The sequence below is a fragment of the Stenotrophomonas maltophilia genome (assembly GCF_013464485.1).
In the GTDB taxonomy this organism is placed as follows: domain Bacteria; phylum Pseudomonadota; class Gammaproteobacteria; order Xanthomonadales; family Xanthomonadaceae; genus Stenotrophomonas; species Stenotrophomonas maltophilia_AW.
In genome coordinates, this window is sequence record NZ_RAUX01000015.1 from 65,329 (window position 1) to 82,747 (window position 17,419).

Consider the following 17,419-nt stretch of genomic DNA (forward strand, 5'->3'; position numbering starts at 1 on the left):
CCGGCTCAGGCCTGGGTACCGCCAACGGTGATGCCCTCGATCAACAGCGAGGGCTGGCCGACACCCACGGGCACGCTCTGCCCGTCCTTGCCGCAGATGCCCACGCCCTCGTCCAGGGCCAGGTCGTTTCCGACCATGCGTACCTTCTGCATGGTTTCCGGGCCGTTGCCGATCAGGGTCGCGCCCTTCACCGGCGTGGTGATGCGGCCATCTTCGATCAGGTAGGCCTCGGTGGCCGAGAACACGTACTTGCCGCTGGTGATGTCGACCTGGCCGCCGCCGAAGTTGACCGCATACATGCCCTTCTTCACCGAACGGATCATCTCCTGCGGGTCGTGCCGGCCGGCACGCATGTAGGTGTTGGTCATGCGCGGCATGGTCATGTGCGCGAACGATTCGCGGCGGCCGTTGCCGGTCGGCGCCACACCCATCAGGCGCGCATTGAGGCTGTCCTGCATGTAGCCGACCAGGATGCCGTCCTCGATCAGCGTGGTGCATTGGCTCGGGTGGCCCTCATCGTCGATGTTCAACGAACCACGGCGTCCATCCAGCGTACCGTCGTCGACGATCGTCACGCCCGGGGCCGCAACGCGCTCGCCGATGCGGCCCGCATAGACGCTGGTGCCCTTGCGGTTGAAGTCGCCTTCCAGGCCGTGGCCGACCGCTTCGTGCAGCAGCACCCCGGGCCAGCCCGGGCCCAATACCACCGGCATCACGCCGGCCGGTGCCGGTACCGCTTCAAGATTCACCAGCGCCTGGCGCAGCGCCTCGCGGGCGAAGGCTTCCGGCCGACCGTCGGCGAACAGTTCCTCATACCCGTAGCGGCCACCGCCGCCGGCATAGCCGGACTCGCGACGGCCGTTGTGCTCGACGATCACCTGCACGTTCAGGCGCACCAGCGGGCGCACATCGGCACCCAGTACACCGTCACTGCGTGCGATCAGCACCGTGTCGACGCCACCGGAGAGGCTGACCATCACCTGCTTCACGCGCGGGTCGGCGGCACGCAGATAACCATCCAGGCGCTTGAGCACCTCGACCTTGGTCTCGTTGCCGATGCCATCGATCGGGTCCAGCGCCGGATACAGCGCGCGCGCATTGCCGCGCAGCAGCGAACGCCCGGTCTGGGCGCCACCCTCGCGCGAGATCGCGCGCGCCGACTGCGACGCGGCCAGCAACGCATCGGCATGGATGTCGTCGGAGTACGCGAAACCAGTCTTCTCACCGGAAATCGCCCGCACACCCACGCCCTGCTCAATGGAATGGGCACCGTCCTTGACGATGCCATCCTCCACGCTCCAGCTTTCGCGGCGGGCGTGCTGGAAGTAAAGGTCACCAAAGTCCACACCGGGGCCGAGCAGCTGGCCGAAGGTGCGCTCCAGGCCAGCGGTATCCAGGCCGCCGGGGCGCAGCAGGCGGTCTTGGGCAAGCGTCAGGGCGATATCAGTCATGGTTCTCGATCTGGGGGTGCGGGGGCGCTCAGGCAAGCCCCGTGAACAGGAAAGCCGCGCTCAACGCGAACGCGGCAGGCCGGTGACGGTCGGCGGAATGGTCGGCGCCGCTGCCGGCGCGGGTGGCGGAGCCTTGTCGCGGTTGCGTTCGATCACTTCCACCTTCGGTTCCTTCCATGGACCGGTCACCTTGTAGGTACGGGCGCCAATCTCGCCCAAGGGTTTGGACAATACCGCATTGGTGGCCGCGCCCAGCGCCGCCCCCACCGGGCCACCGGCCACCGCACCCACTACGGTCAGCAGATTACCCGCGCGTGGATTGACGTCGATGGTCTGGTCGAACTGCTGGTTGCGCAGGTCGGCCTGGCCGCGGATGGTGATGTTGGCCGCCGGACCTTCAATCAGCACCTTGTCGGTGCGTGCCATGCCCTGGCCGAACTGCATGCTGCCATCGATCTGGTTGAAGGCGAAGCCCTTGGAGAAGAAATCGCGGAAGTCGAACATCAGGCGCCGTGGCAGCTGGGTGACGCTGAGCAGTCCCAGCACGCGCCCAGCGCCCGGCTCCAGCTCCAGCAACTGACCGTTGCGCGCATGCAGGTCCAGGCGCCCCTGAAGATTGCCCAACTGGAAGTCCGACGGACCACCACTCCAGGTAGCCTGGAGCTGCGCCTGGCCGGAACCGCCACGCAGCTGGCCGCCGTAGTCGAGGTTCTGCAGCAGTCCGCCCAGGTCCTCGCTGCGTACCTGTGCGGTCAACTCGGTGCGGGCACCACCGGTCCGGCCCAGCCAGCGACCGCTGATGTCGATCTCCTGGTCGGGCGCACGGAAGCGCAGCTCGTCCACGTTCAGGCCATTGGCCAGCGGCCGCGTACGCAGCACGGCCTGGCCCAGCACCACCTTGCCGAACTTGAGGTCGGCGATGTCCAGCGCGAACGGCGGCAGCTTGGCCGGGTCCATGTCGTTGGCGCCGGCCTGTACCCGTGCCGGCACGGCCGGTGCGCCCGGAGCTGCCGGCAGCGACTGCCAGTGCACGCGGTCGAGCTGGCCACTGATGATGCCACCGTCTGCATTGGGGACCGTCAGGCGACCGGCCAGCGACGGGCCGTCCAGGCGCACATCCAGCGCCTGCGCTCCCGGGCGCAGCTGCAACCGGGTCTGTTCGAAGACACCGCCGATCAGCTTCAACTGGCCAACCTGCACATCCACCGCGCGCAACGGCATCGCATCGTCATCATTGCCGCCGCGGGCCAGGCTGATCCATTCCAGCGCATCCAGGGTCGGGCTGCGGCCATTGACGATCAGCCCGCTCGGCGGCGGCTCCCGGTCAACCTGATCGCTGCCCAGCGTGACCTGCACACCGGTCTGGTTGTTGTGGCTGCGGGCTGCCAGGGCCAGGCGCTGTCCGAACGCCACGTCGATGCGGCCGGCGCCCATCGGCAGCTGGGCGGCCACCGTGGTCGCCAGCGGCTCGGATGCCGGCTTGTCCAGGGGCGCCGGCAGGTCCAGCCGGGTCCCGACCAGATCGGAACTCAACCGCAGTTCGCTGGGCGGCGCAGGCGCCCCCGGAACCACCTTCGGCAGATTCACCGCAATGGTCCACGGCGAGGTTCCGATGATGTAGGGCTTGAGCCACGCCATCTCCGGCGCGCGGTCGATCAGCACGCCAGCATCAAGCGTGGCCGACAGCTGCGATTCGAAGGCCAGCTTGCTGTCGTGCACGTAGCTACCGGCACGCAGGCTCAGGCGACCGCCCTGGCCGAGGTGGCGCACCGTCAGTTCCTCGGCATCGAAACCGCCATTGCTGTAGCGCGCCTGCCCGTGCATGTTGTCGAAGGCGAGCTGGAAGCGCTTGTCCACCAGCTTCACACCGGCCAGATCGACCGTTCCCTGCAGGTGCCCTCCACCTTCGTCATGGTGCAGGGGCTGCAGCAGGTCGAAGGTCACATGCGCTGGACCCGCAGCGCTGAGGTTGTCCAGCGTGTCGCCATAGTCCTTGTGCAGCGGGCTCTGTCGCAGCATCGCCAGCAGTTTGCCGGCCTCGCTCTCCGCATCTGCCCGCACATACAGCGGTTGCTGCCCGAAGTCCTGGATGCCCGCCTCGAATGTCTGCACCGCCACGCCGGCGAGGTCGCCGCGCCCATGCATGTCGAAGCCGGGGCCGATGAAGGCGATATCGGCGTCGACCTGGCGCATCAACGGCCAATCGTGCTGGAAACGGATGTCACCGTTGGTGATATGGCCGGTGGCCTCGAAGCGGCCATCGTTGTTGTCGAACGGCCAGTCGTCCAGGTCGCCACTGACCAGGCCGATGCCGTTGCGCACCTGGCCGCCGGCCAGCGCCATGTCCAGCCAGTCGGTGGCGCCCTTGCTCATCTTGGAGTGGATCCAGAAGCGCTTGGCCGCGGTCATCGGCACGTCGTCCAGCTTGGCCGCCAGCTGCAGCCACGGCCGCGTACCGTCGCCCTGGAACCAGACACCACCGCGCACGTCCGCCGCGTAATCGGTGCCTTCCACGCGCATCGCCGCCGTACCGATGCGCCAGCCACCGCCTTCATCGCGCCAGCCCACCACCTGGCCCGCCAGGTGCAGATCGTGGCGCACGCCGAAGCCGGTCGGCCAATCGAACTGCAGCTGGCGTTGCGGCTGAAGCTGCAGGCTGAAGCCATCCGCGTCGGCTTCGAAGCGCCCGCCCAGGCCGCGCAGGCCGGGCGAATTGCCCACGCTGGCGAAGCCCAGCGACTGCAGTTCGCCCTGCGCCCACAGCGGGCCATCGCGTTCGCCCGCCAGCTGCAACTCGCGCACGTCCAGCTGCGGCCTGGACAGGAACAGCCAGCGACGCAGGCCCGGTTCAAGACGATCGCTCAGGGCCAGCGCACGCAGCGCGATGCCGGCCTGCACTTCGCCAGAACTGACCCGCAGCTGCTTGCCGAGCTGCAGCTGCAGGCCATCGAGCTGCTGCTCGCCTTCTTCGGTTTTCAGGCGCAGGCGCGGCACCTGCAACGCCCAGCCATCGGCCTGGCGCTGCCAGCGCAGGCGTGCCTGCACCCGCTGCAGCTGCAGCTGCGGAGCCGCCATCGCGGGCATCGGTGCGCCATCGATGCGGACATCACGCAGGTCCGAATCGGTGGTCACCGCCACCGGCGCGAAATCGCGCAGGGTCAGCCAAAGGTTGAGTTCGCCCTTGCCTTCGCGCAGGCGCACACCGCCGGCCGCCAGCAGCGGCGACCAGGCATGAAAATCGACCGGATCGGCGCCCAGCCAGGCTTGGCCGTTGCCGCGCACGCGGTCCACGTCCAGCACCGCCGTCAACGGCAGCGCTTCGGTCTGGGCCCAGGCGCGCACGCCTACACGCAGGCGGTCGCCGTTGACGCGCAGGCGCAGGTCGATGCGTGGCAGCGTAGTGTCGATGCCCAGCGCCGGCGCGTGCACGCCCAGGCGGCCTTCGATCACCTGCAGCTCGCCCAGGCGGCGCAACGCATCCAGCGGGTCACCGCCGCTACTGGACTGCGGCAGCCCGCGCACTGCCCAGCGGCCGTCTTCGCCCTGCTGCAGGTCCAGCGCCAAGCCGCGCAGGCGCAGTTCGGTCAACGAGCGGCCCGGCAGCAGCCCGCTGTACATGGACACCAGTACTTCGGCCTCGCCGATCGCTAGGCCCTGGCCGGCGCCGATGCGCAGGCCTTTGAGCTGCAGCAACGGACCACGACGGGTCCAGGCGGTCTGCAGCTGATCGAAACGCACCGGCTGGCCGGCACGTTCGCTCAGCCAGGCGGCAATCCTGTCAGGATGGCGCTCGGCCAGCGGCAGCAGCTGGCTGAGCGTCCCCACCACCAGTGCAAGCCCGACCAGGCCCACCGCACAGGCGGCAATGAAATGACGGCGGATCCTTCGCAGTCGCAGGCGCGGCGGCGCGCTCATCGGCCACCGCCGGCCTGCGGCCGGCGAGAATCAGAGCAGAACGACATCGAATTGCTCCTGCAGGTACTGCTCATCCGCCTGGAAGCGGATGCTCTTGCCGAGGAATTCCTCCAGTTCGGCCACCGCCGCGGATTCCTCGTCGGTGATGCGCGCCACGACCTTGGTCGAAGCGATCACCAGCAGGCGCGCGGCATCGAACTGACGCACGGCACGGGTGATCTCGCGGAAGATCTCATAGGTCACCGTTTCGGTGGTCTTGATGCTGCCGCGGCCGCTGCACTGCGGGCAGGTTTCCGACAGCTGGCGCTCCAGGCTTTCCACCGTGCGCTTGCGGGTCATCTCCACCAGGCCCAGCGGCGAGAAGTCGTACACCGTGGTCTTGGCATGGTCGCGGGCCAGCGCCTTTTCCAGCGTACGCAATACCTGGCGGCGGTGCTCGGCATCATCCATGTCGATGAAGTCGATGATGATGATGCCGCCCAGGTTGCGCAGCCGCAGCTGCCGCGCCACCGCCTGCGCCGCCTCCAGATTCGTGCGGAACACCGTCTCTTCCAGATTGCGCTGGCCCAGGAACGAACCGGTGTTGACGTCGATGGTGGTCATCGCTTCGGTCTGGTCGATCACCAGGTAGCCACCGGATTTCAGTGGTACCTGCTTGTCCAGCGCGCGGCCGATCTCGTCCTCCACGCCAAACATGTCGAAGATCGGGCGGTCGCCCGAATAAAGCTCCAGCTTCTCGGCCAGCACCGGCATGTACTTGGCCACAAAGGCCTGCAGCTGGGCGAAGGTCTCCTTCGAGTCCACCTTCACCTTGTCCACGTCCTTGCGGATCAGGTCGCGTACCGAACGCAGCGGCAGGCTCAGGTCTTCATAGATGTTGCTGCACGAGGCCGCCTCGCGACCACGCCGCTCGACCACGTTCCACACGCGCGACAGGTAGGCGATGTCCTCGGCGATGGCCTCGGCCGGCTGGCCTTCGGCATTGGTGCGCACGATGTAGCCGTAGCCGCCATGCTGGGCCGACAGTTCGGTCACCAGCGCCTTGAGGCGCGCACGCTCGGTTTCATCCTCGATGCGCGCCGACACGCCCACCACCTTGGACTGCGGCAGCAGCACCATGTAGCGCGAGGGAATGCTGATCTGGGTGGTCAGGCGGGCGCCCTTGGTCCCGATCGGGTCCTTCACCACCTGCACCACGATGTCCTGGCCATCGCGCAGCAGCTCGACGATCGGCACGCTGGCCGGCGGTGGCAGCGTGGTGTTCTCGGTGTCGGCACTGGCCACCGGGGCCGGACGCACCACGTCGTTGGCGTGCAGGAACGCGGCGCGCTCCAGCCCGACCTCGACGAAAGCCGCCTGCATGCCGGGCATGACCCGCTGCACCTTGCCCTTGTAGATGTTGCCGACCACGCCCCGGCGCCAGCCGCGCTCGATGTGCAGTTCCTGCAGCATGCCGTTCTCGATCACCGCGACCCGGGTTTCACGCGGGGTCACATTGACCAGGATTTCCTCAGACATCGGCAGCCTCCCTGGCGGCATCAGCAGTTGGGGCCGGCACGCCACAGCGCGCCAGCAGACGATCGGTATGCAGCAGCGGCAGCCCCATCACACCGGAGTAGCTGCCGGACAGGTGTTCGATCCAACGTTCGGCCCCGCCCTGGATGGCGTAGGCGCCGGCCTTGTCCAGCGGTTCGCCGGTGGCCACGTAGGTGGCGATGTCGACGGCACTGATCGGCGCGAAGGTCACTTCGGAAATGACCAGCTCGCTGTCCAGCCCATGCGCACCCACCACCACCACCGCGGTCATCACCTGATGGGTGCGCCCGGCCAGCCGCGCCAGCATCACGCGTGCGTCGGCGGCGTCGACGGGCTTGCCGAACACCTCGCCGTCCAGCACCACCTCGGTGTCCGAGCCGAGCACCCGCGCCTGCGGGTCATCGGCCAGCACCCGGGCCAGCCCGGCACGCGCCTTGTCCGCGGCGACCCGGCAGACATACTGTTCGGCACTCTCGGCAGGCGCGCGCTGTTCGACGACCTCCAGGTCCAAGGCCTGGAAGGAGCGTCCGAGTCGGGCCAGCAGCTGGTTGCGTCGGGGGGAGCGGGAAGCAAGATAGAGCATCGGCACAGCATAACCTGAGGCTGCCACCTGAATCGTCGGCAACCCGTCCCGGAACGCGTTCAACCCCGAACGGGCTCACAGCACGTTCATCGCTACGACACCACCCTCAATGGCACAACAAGGAGTTCTCCATGCGCCTGACCGCCACCCCGCTGCTGCTCGCCCTGTCCCTCGCCCTTGGAACCTCGATGACCGCCCATGCTGCCTCGCCGTCGATCGCCGCCCCGGCCGAAGGCACCCTGCTGAACATCTCGGCCAATGCTGAAGCCACCCGCGTGCCGGACGTGGCCACCCTGTCGGCCGGCGTGGTCACCCAGGCCGCCGATGGCAACAGCGCCATGCGCCAGAACGCCCAGCAGATGGACAAGGTACTGGCCGCGATCAAGGCCGCCGGCATCACCGAGCGTGACGTGCAGACCAGCGGCATCAGCCTCAATCCGCAGTATCGCTATGCCGACAACGAAGCGCCGAAGATCACCGGCTACCAGGCCAACAATACTGTCAGCCTGAAGGTGCGCGACATCGCCAAGCTCGGCAAGGTGCTGGACGCACTGGCGGCACAGGGTGCCAACCAGATCAACGGCCCCAGCTTCGAGATCGACCAGCCGGAACCGGTCTATGACGAAGCGCGCCTGGCCGCGCTGAAGAAGGCCCAGGCGCGCGCCCAGACCTATGCGAAATCACTGGGGCTGCAGGTGCGCCGCATCGTCAGCATCTCCGAGAACAGCAACGGCGGCTTCCGCCCGATGCCGGTGATGCGGACGATGGCCGCCGGCGCCGCGATGGACAAGGCAACCACGGTCGCACCGGGTGAATCCACCGTGTCGGTCAATCTGGACGTGGTGTTCGAACTGGGCCGCTGATCGCGCGCCGTCCTGCCGACGAGGGCGGGTCCCGCAAGGGGCCCGCCTTTTTCAATGCGCGCCGTCGTCGCTGGCTGAAGCCCAGCCCAACGATCCTGCCCCTGCCTCTAGGCAGTGGCTGGGGCCTGGCGCTAATGATTGGCTGCCAGCCGCGTGCGGCAACCCCGCCACGGGCTCTGGTGCGTTGAGGACTTCGTCACTGGCATGGAGGTGGACCATGGTTCGTACGTATCCCGTTGCATCCCCGCATTTGGACCCCGCCCGCGTTGCCGCCTGGAGCGCGGCCATCGCCCTGCATCTGCTCGCGTTCCTGTTGCTGCTCATTCCGGCGACCTATCAGGCCCTGCAGGTCCCGCGTGACAAGACCACGGTCAGGCTGATCGAAAAGATCACGCCTCCCCCCACACCACCGGTACTGGAGGAGGCAGAGGTGGTCGCGCGGGTCCAGCCGAAGCCGCAGGCGCAGCATGTGACACCGCCGCTGCCAGCCCCTACCGCGACCGTGGAGGAGGCCTTGGGCATCGCACTGCCAGCCGCCGATCCCGCACCACCCCAGCTCGCACCGTCCATCGATGCATCCACGCCGCAGGATGGCGCCCAGCTGCAGTACCGCAGTGCACCTCCGCCGACCTATCCGGTACAGGCGCTGCGCAACCACGAGCAGGGCACGGTACTGCTGCGGGTAGAGGTGGACAACACCGGGCAACCGGTGGTGGTCAGCATCGAGCGCAGCAGCGGCTCGCGCAGCCTGGACCAGGCCGCGCGCCAGCAGGTGCTCAGGCACTGGCGCTTCGAGCCGGCCCAGCGTGATGGCATGGCGGTGCCCGCCATCGGCATGGTGCCGGTACAGTTCTCGCTGCCGGACTGACCCGATTGCCGGCCCGGCCACCTGCCGGGCCGGCCCTTCCGTCCGGGTGAATGCGGACGGAAAAGGATCAAGTGTTATTTATTAAGCAAATATTCACGACCTCGTCACCTGCCGGAAACCTAGATTGGTCCGTCCCGGGATCTACCGGAGACAGCCCTCAACGCTACGGTTTTCCAGTTAGGAGAGAAGCTGTGAAACACCTGATCCAACGGCCCGCCAGCCGCCGCCGCACCACCCTGGCATCGTCCATCACCCATATCCTTACCGGCGGCACCCTGCTGCTGGTTGGCGCCGTGGCTTCCACCTCCGCTTTCGCGCAGGAGAAGGCCACCAACCTGGACCGCATCACGGTCACCGGTTCGAATATCCCGCGCACCAACACTGAAACACCGTCCCCGGTGCAGGTGGTGACCCGCCAGGAAATCGACCGTACCGGCAAGACCACGTTGGCGGAGTATCTGCAGACCATCACCGCTGACGGCGCAGGCTCGATTCCCAAGACTTTCGGCAACGGCTTCGCCGGCGGTGGCGCCGGCATTTCGCTGCGCGGCCTCGGTGCGGGTTCCACGCTGGTGCTGTTGAACGGCCGACGCATGGCGACCTACGGCCTGGCAGATGATGGCCAGAAGGTGTTCACTGATCTCAGCACCATTCCGCTCGATGCCGTCGAGCGTGTGGAAGTACTGAAAGACGGCGCCTCGGCGATTTATGGCTCCGATGCCATCGCAGGCGTGGTCAACATCATCCTGCGCAGTGACTTCCAGGGCGCCATCCTGCGTGCGTCGTATGGCCTGTCCGGGGACAGCGATGGAGATGCCAAAAAAGCAACCCTTACCGCCGGTACCGGCGACTTGGCCAGCGATGGATGGAACGCGTTCTTCAGCTTGGACGTCGGCAAGACCGATGCCGTCAAGATCAGCGACCGCAAGAACCGCAAGTGGATCGGAACAGGCGATACCCGCCCGTGGGGCTACGATGCTGCTGATTCGCAGTTCCTGGGCGGCGCATATCTGTCCAATGGCACGGCAGGCGGCGTTGGCCCCAATGGTTCTGTGTTCGACGACCGCAATGCAACCGAGGAAAACCCTGCATTCCTGGTTGCGCTGCCTGGCTGTGCGAACCTCACCACCATTCCTGGCCAGACAGACGCCAGTGCACAGGCTCAAGGCTGCCTGTGGGATCCGGCACAGCAGTATCGCGACCTGACCCCGGAAGAGAAGTACATCAACGTGTTCGGTCGTGCCACATTCGCGTTTGGTGAAGGCGGCGAGATCTACACCGAAATCGGCTACTCGAAGAAGGAAACCATCTTCAGCAACACGCCGTCGGGCGCTGCCGGCACCTGGGGCTTCCCTGGTGGCGTAGTCACTGCCAACAGTGGGTCCAAAGCCACCGTGCTTGGCCCGAACCATCCTGACAACCCGATCCCCGGCCAGGCGTCCAGGCTGCGCTATGCAGCATGGGATGTCGGTCCGCGCGTAACCAACAACACCAACGAGTTCAACCGATTCCTGGTCGGTGTCAAGGGCAACTGGGGTGACTGGAGCTACGATACCGCCTATCTACATTCGGCAACCGATCTGGTCAACAAGCGCACCGGCTTCCTGCGCTATAGCGCAGTGCAGTGCGCACTGGGCAACCCGAACTGTGCGGGCGGCGTGTGGCGCATCGGTGACAACGCCAATCTGAACTCGCAGGCGCTTTACGACTACATCTCACCGACCATCAGCGCCCGTGCAAAATCCGGTCTGGACATGTTTGATTTCACCGTGTCGCGCAGCCTGATGGATCTCAAGGGCGGCCCGCTGGGTCTGGCGATCGGTACCGAATGGCGCAAGACCAGCAACAGCCTGACGCCGCAGACCTACACCGACACGGGTGACATCATCGGCTTGGGCTATTCTGCCTATGATGGCACGCAGAACGTTTACGCGGGCTACGTCGAACTGTCCGCACCGGTCCTGGAACAGCTGGAACTGTCAGGCGCGCTGCGTTACGACAAGTACGAAAGCGGTGAAGGCAAAGCCACGCCGAAGCTCGGCATCAAGTGGACGCCGGCCGACTGGATCGCTCTGCGGGCCAGCTATGCCGAAGGTTTCCGTGCACCGAACCCCGCCGAAAACGGTGACGGTGGTCTGGCTGCATTCTCGAACGCAACCGACCCGCTGCGCTGCGACATCGACCCCGCCGAATGCACCGTCCCTGCCCGCACGGTGGCGATCATCACCCGCCCGAACAAGGATCTGAAGCCGGAGGAATCCAAGAGTTACTCGGTGGGCATCGTGCTGCAACCAACGTCTTCGACTTCGATGACCGTCGATGCATGGCAGATCAAGCGCACCAATGAAATCGCCCAGGGCAGCACTACGGCAGCGATCAGGGCCGGCAACGTCGTACGTGACATCAACAACATTGGTGGCGTACCCAACAGCGGCAACATCCTGGCGGTCAATACTGCGTATGTGAATGCCAACTCCTCGCGTGTTCGGGGCATCGATACCGATATCCGCCAGACGTTCGACATCGGCCCTGGCCAGCTGGAACTGGACCTGCAGTGGAGCCATATCCTGAAGTTCGAGCGAACCGAGGGCACTGAGACCGTCGACTATGCCGGCACCCACGGCAACTGCGACGTCACCAACTGCATCGGCACGCCGAAGGACAAGATCAACTTCGGTACCACCTGGCGGCAGGGGCCGTGGAGCGTCAGCGGTGTTGCCAACTACATCGGCAAGATGGACAACACCGATAAGCGCGGCGGCACGTATCAGGCTTTCTATGCAGACGGCACGCCGGTGACGAAGATCTCCTCCTTCACTACGTTCGACCTGTCGGGGCGCTGGAACATTACCGACGCCTTCGAACTCAACGCCTCCGTGGCCAACGTATTCGACCGCATTGCTCCTCTCGATCCGACCACATATGGCGGCGTGAACTACAACCCGATGCATTTCTCTGGTGCGCTGGGCCGCTACTTCACCGTCGGTGCCAAGTACACCTTCAAGTAATACAGGCAACACTGTTCAACGCAGCAACTTCGAAGGCCCGGGCAGCTGCCCGGGCCTTCGTCGTTCTGTCCCTTGCAGGCATGTTCACGCGCACAGGGCTACCGTGTGCACGCGGCATCCACGCCGCAGGGGATCTGCATGGCTGCCACATCGCAGCGCCTGGGCCTGACCGCGTTGACTGCACTGGTGGTCGGTTCGATGGTGGGCGCCGGTATCTTTTCATTGCCGCAGAACGTAGCGCGCAGCGCAGGCCCGGCCGCCGCGCTGATCGGCTGGGCGGTGAGCGGCGCCGGCATGCTGATGCTGGCGTTCGTGTTCCAGGCGCTGGCCAACCGCCGGCCGGATCTCGATACCGGCATCTATGCCTATGCACGCGAGGGCTTCGGCAATTACATCGGCTTCTCCGCAGCGTGGGGTTACTGGGTTGCGTCTGTACTCGGCAATGCCAGCTTCTTCGTGCTGATCTTCAGTGGCCTCGGCCACTTCATGCCGGTCTTCGGTGAAGGCAATACTCCGGCCGCCGTGGCCGTTTCGTCGCTACTCCTCTGGACCGTGCACCTGCTGGTGTTGCGCGGCCTGCGCACCGCCGCCATCGTCAACGGCCTGGTGACCGTGGCCAAGCTGCTGCCGATCGCGCTGTTCCTGATCCTGACCGCCGGTGCGTTCCGCATGGATGTGTTCCGTGCCGATTTCCTTGGTACCCCCGCACTCGGCGACCTCGGCCAGCAACTGCGCGGCATGATGCTGGTGACCGTGTGGGTATTCATCGGTATCGAAGGCGCCAGCATCTACTCGCGGCGCGCGGCCCGTCGCGCTGATGTCGGCCGCGCCACAGTGATTGGATTCCTCGGCGTCTGGCTGCTGCTGGTGCTGGTCAGCCTGCTGTCGATGGGCGTGCTGTCGCAGGCCGAACTGGCCAGGTTGCCCAATCCGTCGATGGCGTACGTGCTGCGCGCCATCGTTGGCGAGTGGGGCGCGACGATAATCATCATCGGCTCGATCATTTCGGTACTCGGCGCGCTGCTGGCCTGGGTGCTGCTGTGTGCCGAAGTGCTGTACGCCGCTGCGGGCGACGGCACCATGCCGGCGTTCCTGGGACGTGAGAATGCGCGTGGCGTGCCGGCCAATGCGCTCTGGCTGAGCAACGGGCTGATCCAACTGTTCCTGCTGCTGGTGCTGGTCAATTCCGGCAGCTACACCGGCCTGGTGCTGCTGGCCGCGTCGATGAGCCTGGTGCCCTACTTCCTGTCCACCGCATTCGGCGTGCAGCTGGCCTGGCGCGGGCAGGCCTACGCCGGCGCGCCGGGGGTGCGCTGGCGTGATTTCGGGGTAGCACTTCTGGCTAGTGCGTATGCGCTGTGGCTGGTCTATGCCGGCGGCCTCGACAACCTGCTGCTGTCGGTGCTGCTTTACGTGCCCGGCGTGGTGCTCTTCGCGCTGACCCGTCACCAGCGCGGCGAGAAGGTATTTACAGGTTGGGAGTGGGTGCTGTTCGGCGCGATCCTGATCGTAGCGATCGTCACGCTGGTGGCGTTCTGCAGAGGCAACCTCACGCTGTAGAGCCGAGCCCACGCTCGGCCTTTTGTGCAGGCCGGGCCGAGCATGGCTCGGTTCCACAGAAGGCAAAAAAAAACCTGCATCTCGCGATGCAGGTTTCTCAATGTGGCGCCCGAAGTTGGACTCGAACCAACGACCCCCTGATTAACAGTCAAGTGCTCTAACCGGCTGAGCTATTCGGGCAGACGACTAGTATAACCCCTCTTCACGCGCGATGGTAGGGGTGATTGGCAATCATTGCGGCAGCCCGGTACAGCTGCTCGGCCACCACCAGGCGCACCAGCATGTGCGGCAGCGTCAAGGGCCCGATCGACCACTTCTCGTCGGCCAACGCGGATACTTCCGGCGAATGCCCTTCCGGGCCACCGATCAGGAACGCCAGGTCCCGGCCCTGCCCGCGCCAATGTTCCAGGCGCTGGGCCAGCTGTTCGGAACTGAGCTGGCGGCCCGGCACATCCAGTGCCACCACATACGCATTCTTCGGCAGAGCAGCGATCACCCTCTTGCCCTCATCTTCAGTGGCGCGGCGTGGATCACGGCCTTTGCCACGCAGGCCGGGCTCGATTTCCACCAGCTCGAACGGCAGCCAGTGCGACAGCCGCTTCTGGTACTCGGCGAACCCCTGCGCCACCCAGCTGGGGGCGCGTTCACCGGTGGCGATCAGGCGGGCTTTCATCAACGGTCCTCCAAAACGTCGACGGCGCCWTCGGCGCCGTCGAAGGGATGCATCAACGTCTGGCTCAGGCCACTTCGTCGTCGCTGGACGGCGGCTGGTCGCCGACGGTCCACAGGCGCTCGAGGGCATAGAACTCACGCACGCGCGGCAGCATCACATGGACGATCACGTCGCCCAGGTCGACCAGCACCCATTCGGCTTCGCGTTCGCCTTCCACACCCAGCGGCATCACATCGATCTTCTTGGCGAAGCGCACGACTTCATCGGCGATCGACTTGACGTGGCGGGTCGAAGTGCCCGAGACGATCACCAGGTAATCGGCAACGCTGGACCGGCCGCGCACATCGATCTCGACCAGGTCCTTGGCCTTCAGGTCTTCGGTGGCTTGACGGACACTGGCCAGCAGTTCAGGCACGGACGGCGGTGGGCTGGGCAGATCGACCTTGATGGTCTGGGGCTGGGTCTGGTTGCTCAAAGTGGATCGACTCGATAAACGTGAGGGCGATTATACGGGGAAGGCGCCTACGCGCCATTCACGGCGTGGCCGGGCGGTACAGCCCGTGTGCAGCCACATAGTCCGCCACGCCGGGTGGCAGCAGGGCGCGCCAGGGACCGCCGGCGGCGATCTGCGAACGCACGGCGCTGGCCGATTCCTCGCGCAGCGGGTGGTGCAGTCGCAGGATGCGCCCAGCTGGGCTGGCGAACAGGGCCTGCTCGTTGTCGGCCCAGCGCCCTTCCAGCGCCCGGCCCAGCTCGCCATCCACCGCAGCCTGCAGCGGGCTGCCCGGGCGCTCTGCCACCACGAAATGAGCCAGCCCGAACAGCGCCTCCCATTCGTGCCAGCTGGACAGGCCCAGCAGACTGTCAGCACCCACCAGCCATGCCAGAGGCCGGCTGGGGCCCAGCTCACCACGCAGCTCGCGCAGGGTATCGACGGTATAGGACGGCCGACCGGGAAAACGCGCCGCGCGATCCAGTTCGCGGCGGTCCAGCAGCAGGCCCGGTTCGTCGCCGATGGCCAGCGACAGCATGGTGCAGCGCTGCTCGGCCGTGGCGCCGGGCACGGCACGGTGCGGCGGATCGGCGGCCGGCAGCATGCGCACGGCAACCTGCAGTTCGTCACGGGCGGCGCGCGCGATCGCAAGATGCCCGAGGTGCACCGGGTCGAAAGTGCCCCCGTAGTAGATCCGCAGACTCATGGCTCAGGCCCGCGCCAGCAGGCGCACGGCACGCGGTTCGGCCACGGCTACCAGCAGGCGCTCCAGCGCCAACCAGGCATCGCCATCCGCGCGCCCCTTGGCGATGCGGTCGACCAGCCCGGCTTCGGCCACGAAGCGTTCCCAGCGCTTGCTTTCCGGATGCCGCTGCAGCGCACGCTTGTAGGGCGCCTGCCGCGATTCCCAGATACCACGCGATTTCATTTCGGCGGCCAGGTTGCCGCCACGGGCCTGCACCCGCGCCAGCCCGGCGCCGGCCAGCAGTTCACGGATCACCATGGGCATCAGCGCAGCTACCGCCTCGCCCTCGCCGCGCAGGCCGGCCAGCATGCGCAGCACCGCAGCCGGCTGCCCGGAGAACGTCGCTTCCACCAGCCGGAATACGTCATAGCGGGCGGCATCGGCCACCAGCGACTCCATGCGCTCCACATCCAGTGGCTGGCCATCGGCCAACAGCGCCAGCTTGTCGATTTCCTGGGCGGCAGCCAGCAGATTGCCCTCCACCCGCTCGGCCAGGCGCTGCACCGCGGCCGGGTCCGCGCGCAGGCCCTTGCCACGCAGGCGGCGCTCGATCCAGTCCGGCAATTCGTGCGGCTTGATCGCCCAGGCCACCGACAGCACACCGATGCGGTTGACCGCCTCGGCCCACTTGCCCTGGTGGGCCTTGCTCCATTCGTTGGCAGTGATCATCAGCACCACGTCCGGCGCCGGATTGGCGCAGAACTGGCTGATCACCTCGGCACCGTCCTTGCCCGGCTTGCCGCTGGGCAGCCGCACTTCGACCAGGCGCCGGGCGCTGAACAGGCTGGGCGCATTGAAACTGGCGTCGAGCTGGTTCCAGTCGAAATCACGCCCATCGGCGTCGAACACCTCACGTTCGCCGATGCCGGCGGCGCGTGCCCGCGCGCGGATGGCGTCGGCCGCCTCCAGTACACGCAGGGTTTCCGGGCCGGCAATCAGGTAGACCGGCGCCAGCGCCGTATCAGCCCCCTGGCTGGCCAGCTGCTCCGGACGCAGTTCCATGGGCGCGGCTCAGTGCTTTTCTACGGGAACCGGCTCGACCGGCAGTGCGCCGTCGTCCGGTGTGGTCTTCGGTGCAGACAGGCTGCCGCCTTTCTCCAGCTCGGCACGGACCACGCTGTCGATGCGGCGGATGATCGAGGCGGACATCTCCCGGCGCAGTTCATTGGCCAGGATCTCGCGCTCGGTGGTGGTACCGGTGGCGTCGGTCGGCGGCGACACGTAGTCGCGCGACAGTTCGATCACCTGCTGCGGCACCAGCTCGCTGCCATCCTCGCGACGGAAGATGAAGATCACCGCATAGCGCAGGCTGTACTCCTGCGCACGGCCCTGCGAGTCGATGGCGATCGGCAGGTCACCCCAGCGTTCGGACAGCACCTGAAGCTGGGTGCTTGGCCCCCTGCTGTCCTCGTCGGCCAGCTTGGCACCGGATGCCAGCAGGCTACGATTGAGCAGCTTGACCAGTTCACTGTAAGGCGCGGTGGACACCACCTTCACCGGCGCCGTGTCGGTCGGCAGCATCAGCTTGTTGCGCAGATGGAAACCGCAGCCGGCAAGGCCGAGGACAAGAACGAGGGCAAGCAGGATTCGGGTCATGGAGACAGTCTGGCGGAGCCGGGCGATCACGGCAACACACAGCCTGCCCGAAGCCGCGTGAATGCAGGGCCATCAAGTGCATGGCCCCGCACCGGGAAGGTACCGGCCACCACGAGGGTCGCCGGCCC

The 17,419-nt window shown here is 66.4% G+C and carries 13 protein-coding genes and 1 tRNA gene; 4 read left to right on the top strand and 10 right to left on the bottom strand.

Going from position 1 to position 17,419, the window contains the following annotated elements:
* Nucleotides 1–5: 5 nt before the first annotated feature.
* Genes tldD through D7Y61_RS07215 form a run of 4 tightly spaced genes read right to left on the bottom strand, consistent with a single transcriptional unit; the run spans nt 6 to nt 7,485 of the window.
* Nucleotides 6–1,451, bottom strand: a complete 1,446-nt coding sequence (tldD, locus tag D7Y61_RS07200) for a metalloprotease TldD (protein WP_180865699.1) — start codon at nt 1,449–1,451, stop codon at nt 6–8.
* A gap of 60 nt (nt 1,452–1,511) precedes the next feature.
* A complete protein-coding gene (locus D7Y61_RS07205; RefSeq protein WP_180865700.1) occupies nt 1,512–5,366 on the bottom strand; it encodes a YhdP family protein in 3,855 nt (1,284 codons plus the stop codon).
* Between the two features lie 30 nt (nt 5,367–5,396).
* Nucleotides 5,397–6,884, bottom strand: a complete 1,488-nt coding sequence (rng, locus tag D7Y61_RS07210; protein ID WP_180865701.1) for a ribonuclease G — start codon at nt 6,882–6,884, stop codon at nt 5,397–5,399.
* The gene (locus D7Y61_RS07215; protein WP_180865702.1) at nt 6,877–7,485 is read right to left on the bottom strand and encodes a Maf family nucleotide pyrophosphatase; all 609 of its coding nucleotides are present in this window, start codon (nt 7,483–7,485) and stop codon (nt 6,877–6,879) included. Before D7Y61_RS07215 ends, rng begins: the two co-directional genes overlap by 8 nt.
* Nucleotides 7,486–7,616: 131 nt before the next feature.
* Between D7Y61_RS07215 and D7Y61_RS07220 the strand changes: the two genes are divergently transcribed.
* From D7Y61_RS07220 to D7Y61_RS07235, 4 genes are all read left to right on the top strand, one after another.
* Complete coding sequence (locus D7Y61_RS07220) at nt 7,617–8,348, top strand: SIMPL domain-containing protein (RefSeq protein WP_180865703.1); 732 nt, start codon at nt 7,617–7,619, stop codon at nt 8,346–8,348.
* Nucleotides 8,349–8,565: 217 nt separating this feature from the next.
* Complete coding sequence (locus tag D7Y61_RS07225) at nt 8,566–9,216, top strand: energy transducer TonB (protein ID WP_180865704.1); 651 nt, start codon at nt 8,566–8,568, stop codon at nt 9,214–9,216.
* 191 nt (nt 9,217–9,407) lie between these two features.
* Nucleotides 9,408–12,224, top strand: a complete 2,817-nt coding sequence (locus D7Y61_RS07230) for a TonB-dependent receptor domain-containing protein (RefSeq protein ID WP_180865705.1) — start codon at nt 9,408–9,410, stop codon at nt 12,222–12,224.
* 138 nt (nt 12,225–12,362) lie between these two features.
* Nucleotides 12,363–13,784 (top strand): basic amino acid/polyamine antiporter, encoded by a 1,422-nt coding sequence (locus D7Y61_RS07235; protein WP_180865706.1) that lies wholly within the window; start codon nt 12,363–12,365, stop codon nt 13,782–13,784.
* A gap of 103 nt (nt 13,785–13,887) precedes the next feature.
* Here the strand turns inward: D7Y61_RS07235 and D7Y61_RS07240 are convergent.
* The 6 genes from D7Y61_RS07240 to lptE form a co-directional block, all read right to left on the bottom strand.
* Nucleotides 13,888–13,964: transfer RNA gene (locus D7Y61_RS07240), tRNA-Asn, on the bottom strand.
* Nucleotides 13,965–13,986: 22 nt separating this feature from the next.
* A complete protein-coding gene (rlmH, locus tag D7Y61_RS07245; protein WP_005418108.1) occupies nt 13,987–14,457 on the bottom strand; it encodes a 23S rRNA (pseudouridine(1915)-N(3))-methyltransferase RlmH in 471 nt (156 codons plus the stop codon).
* Nucleotides 14,458–14,521: 64 nt separating this feature from the next.
* On the bottom strand, nt 14,522–14,932 hold the full coding sequence (gene rsfS, locus D7Y61_RS07250) for a ribosome silencing factor (protein WP_053520119.1): 411 nt from the start codon (nt 14,930–14,932) through the stop codon (nt 14,522–14,524).
* 58 nt (nt 14,933–14,990) lie between these two features.
* Nucleotides 14,991–15,656 carry a nicotinate-nucleotide adenylyltransferase gene (gene nadD, locus D7Y61_RS07255; protein WP_180865707.1) on the bottom strand — a complete coding sequence of 222 codons (666 nt, stop codon included), beginning with the start codon at nt 15,654–15,656 and terminating at the stop codon, nt 14,991–14,993.
* 3 nt (nt 15,657–15,659) lie between these two features.
* Nucleotides 15,660–16,697 (bottom strand): DNA polymerase III subunit delta, encoded by a 1,038-nt coding sequence (holA, locus tag D7Y61_RS07260; RefSeq protein ID WP_180865708.1) that lies wholly within the window; start codon nt 16,695–16,697, stop codon nt 15,660–15,662.
* Between the two features lie 9 nt (nt 16,698–16,706).
* Nucleotides 16,707–17,291, bottom strand: coding sequence for an LPS assembly lipoprotein LptE (gene lptE, locus D7Y61_RS07265; RefSeq protein WP_180865709.1), 585 nt, complete (start codon nt 17,289–17,291; stop codon nt 16,707–16,709).
* Nucleotides 17,292–17,419 lie beyond the last annotated feature (128 nt).

Bases quoted from the DNA above. Each gene is read 5' to 3' on its own strand.
- tldD (WP_180865699.1), bottom strand. From the start codon at position 1,451: ATGACTGATATCGCCCTGACGCTTGCCCAAGACCGCCTGCTGCGCCCC.
- D7Y61_RS07205 (WP_180865700.1), bottom strand. From the start codon at position 5,366: ATGAGCGCGCCGCCGCGCCTGCGACTGCGAAGGATCCGCCGTCATTTC.
- rng (WP_180865701.1), bottom strand. From the start codon at position 6,884: ATGTCTGAGGAAATCCTGGTCAATGTGACCCCGCGTGAAACCCGGGTC.
- D7Y61_RS07215 (WP_180865702.1), bottom strand. From the start codon at position 7,485: ATGCTCTATCTTGCTTCCCGCTCCCCCCGACGCAACCAGCTGCTGGCC.
- D7Y61_RS07220 (WP_180865703.1), top strand. From the start codon at position 7,617: ATGCGCCTGACCGCCACCCCGCTGCTGCTCGCCCTGTCCCTCGCCCTT.
- D7Y61_RS07225 (WP_180865704.1), top strand. From the start codon at position 8,566: ATGGTTCGTACGTATCCCGTTGCATCCCCGCATTTGGACCCCGCCCGC.
- D7Y61_RS07235 (WP_180865706.1), top strand. From the start codon at position 12,363: ATGGCTGCCACATCGCAGCGCCTGGGCCTGACCGCGTTGACTGCACTG.
- rlmH (WP_005418108.1), bottom strand. From the start codon at position 14,457: ATGAAAGCCCGCCTGATCGCCACCGGTGAACGCGCCCCCAGCTGGGTG.
- nadD (WP_180865707.1), bottom strand. From the start codon at position 15,656: ATGAGTCTGCGGATCTACTACGGGGGCACTTTCGACCCGGTGCACCTC.
- holA (WP_180865708.1), bottom strand. From the start codon at position 16,697: ATGGAACTGCGTCCGGAGCAGCTGGCCAGCCAGGGGGCTGATACGGCG.
- lptE (WP_180865709.1), bottom strand. From the start codon at position 17,291: ATGACCCGAATCCTGCTTGCCCTCGTTCTTGTCCTCGGCCTTGCCGGC.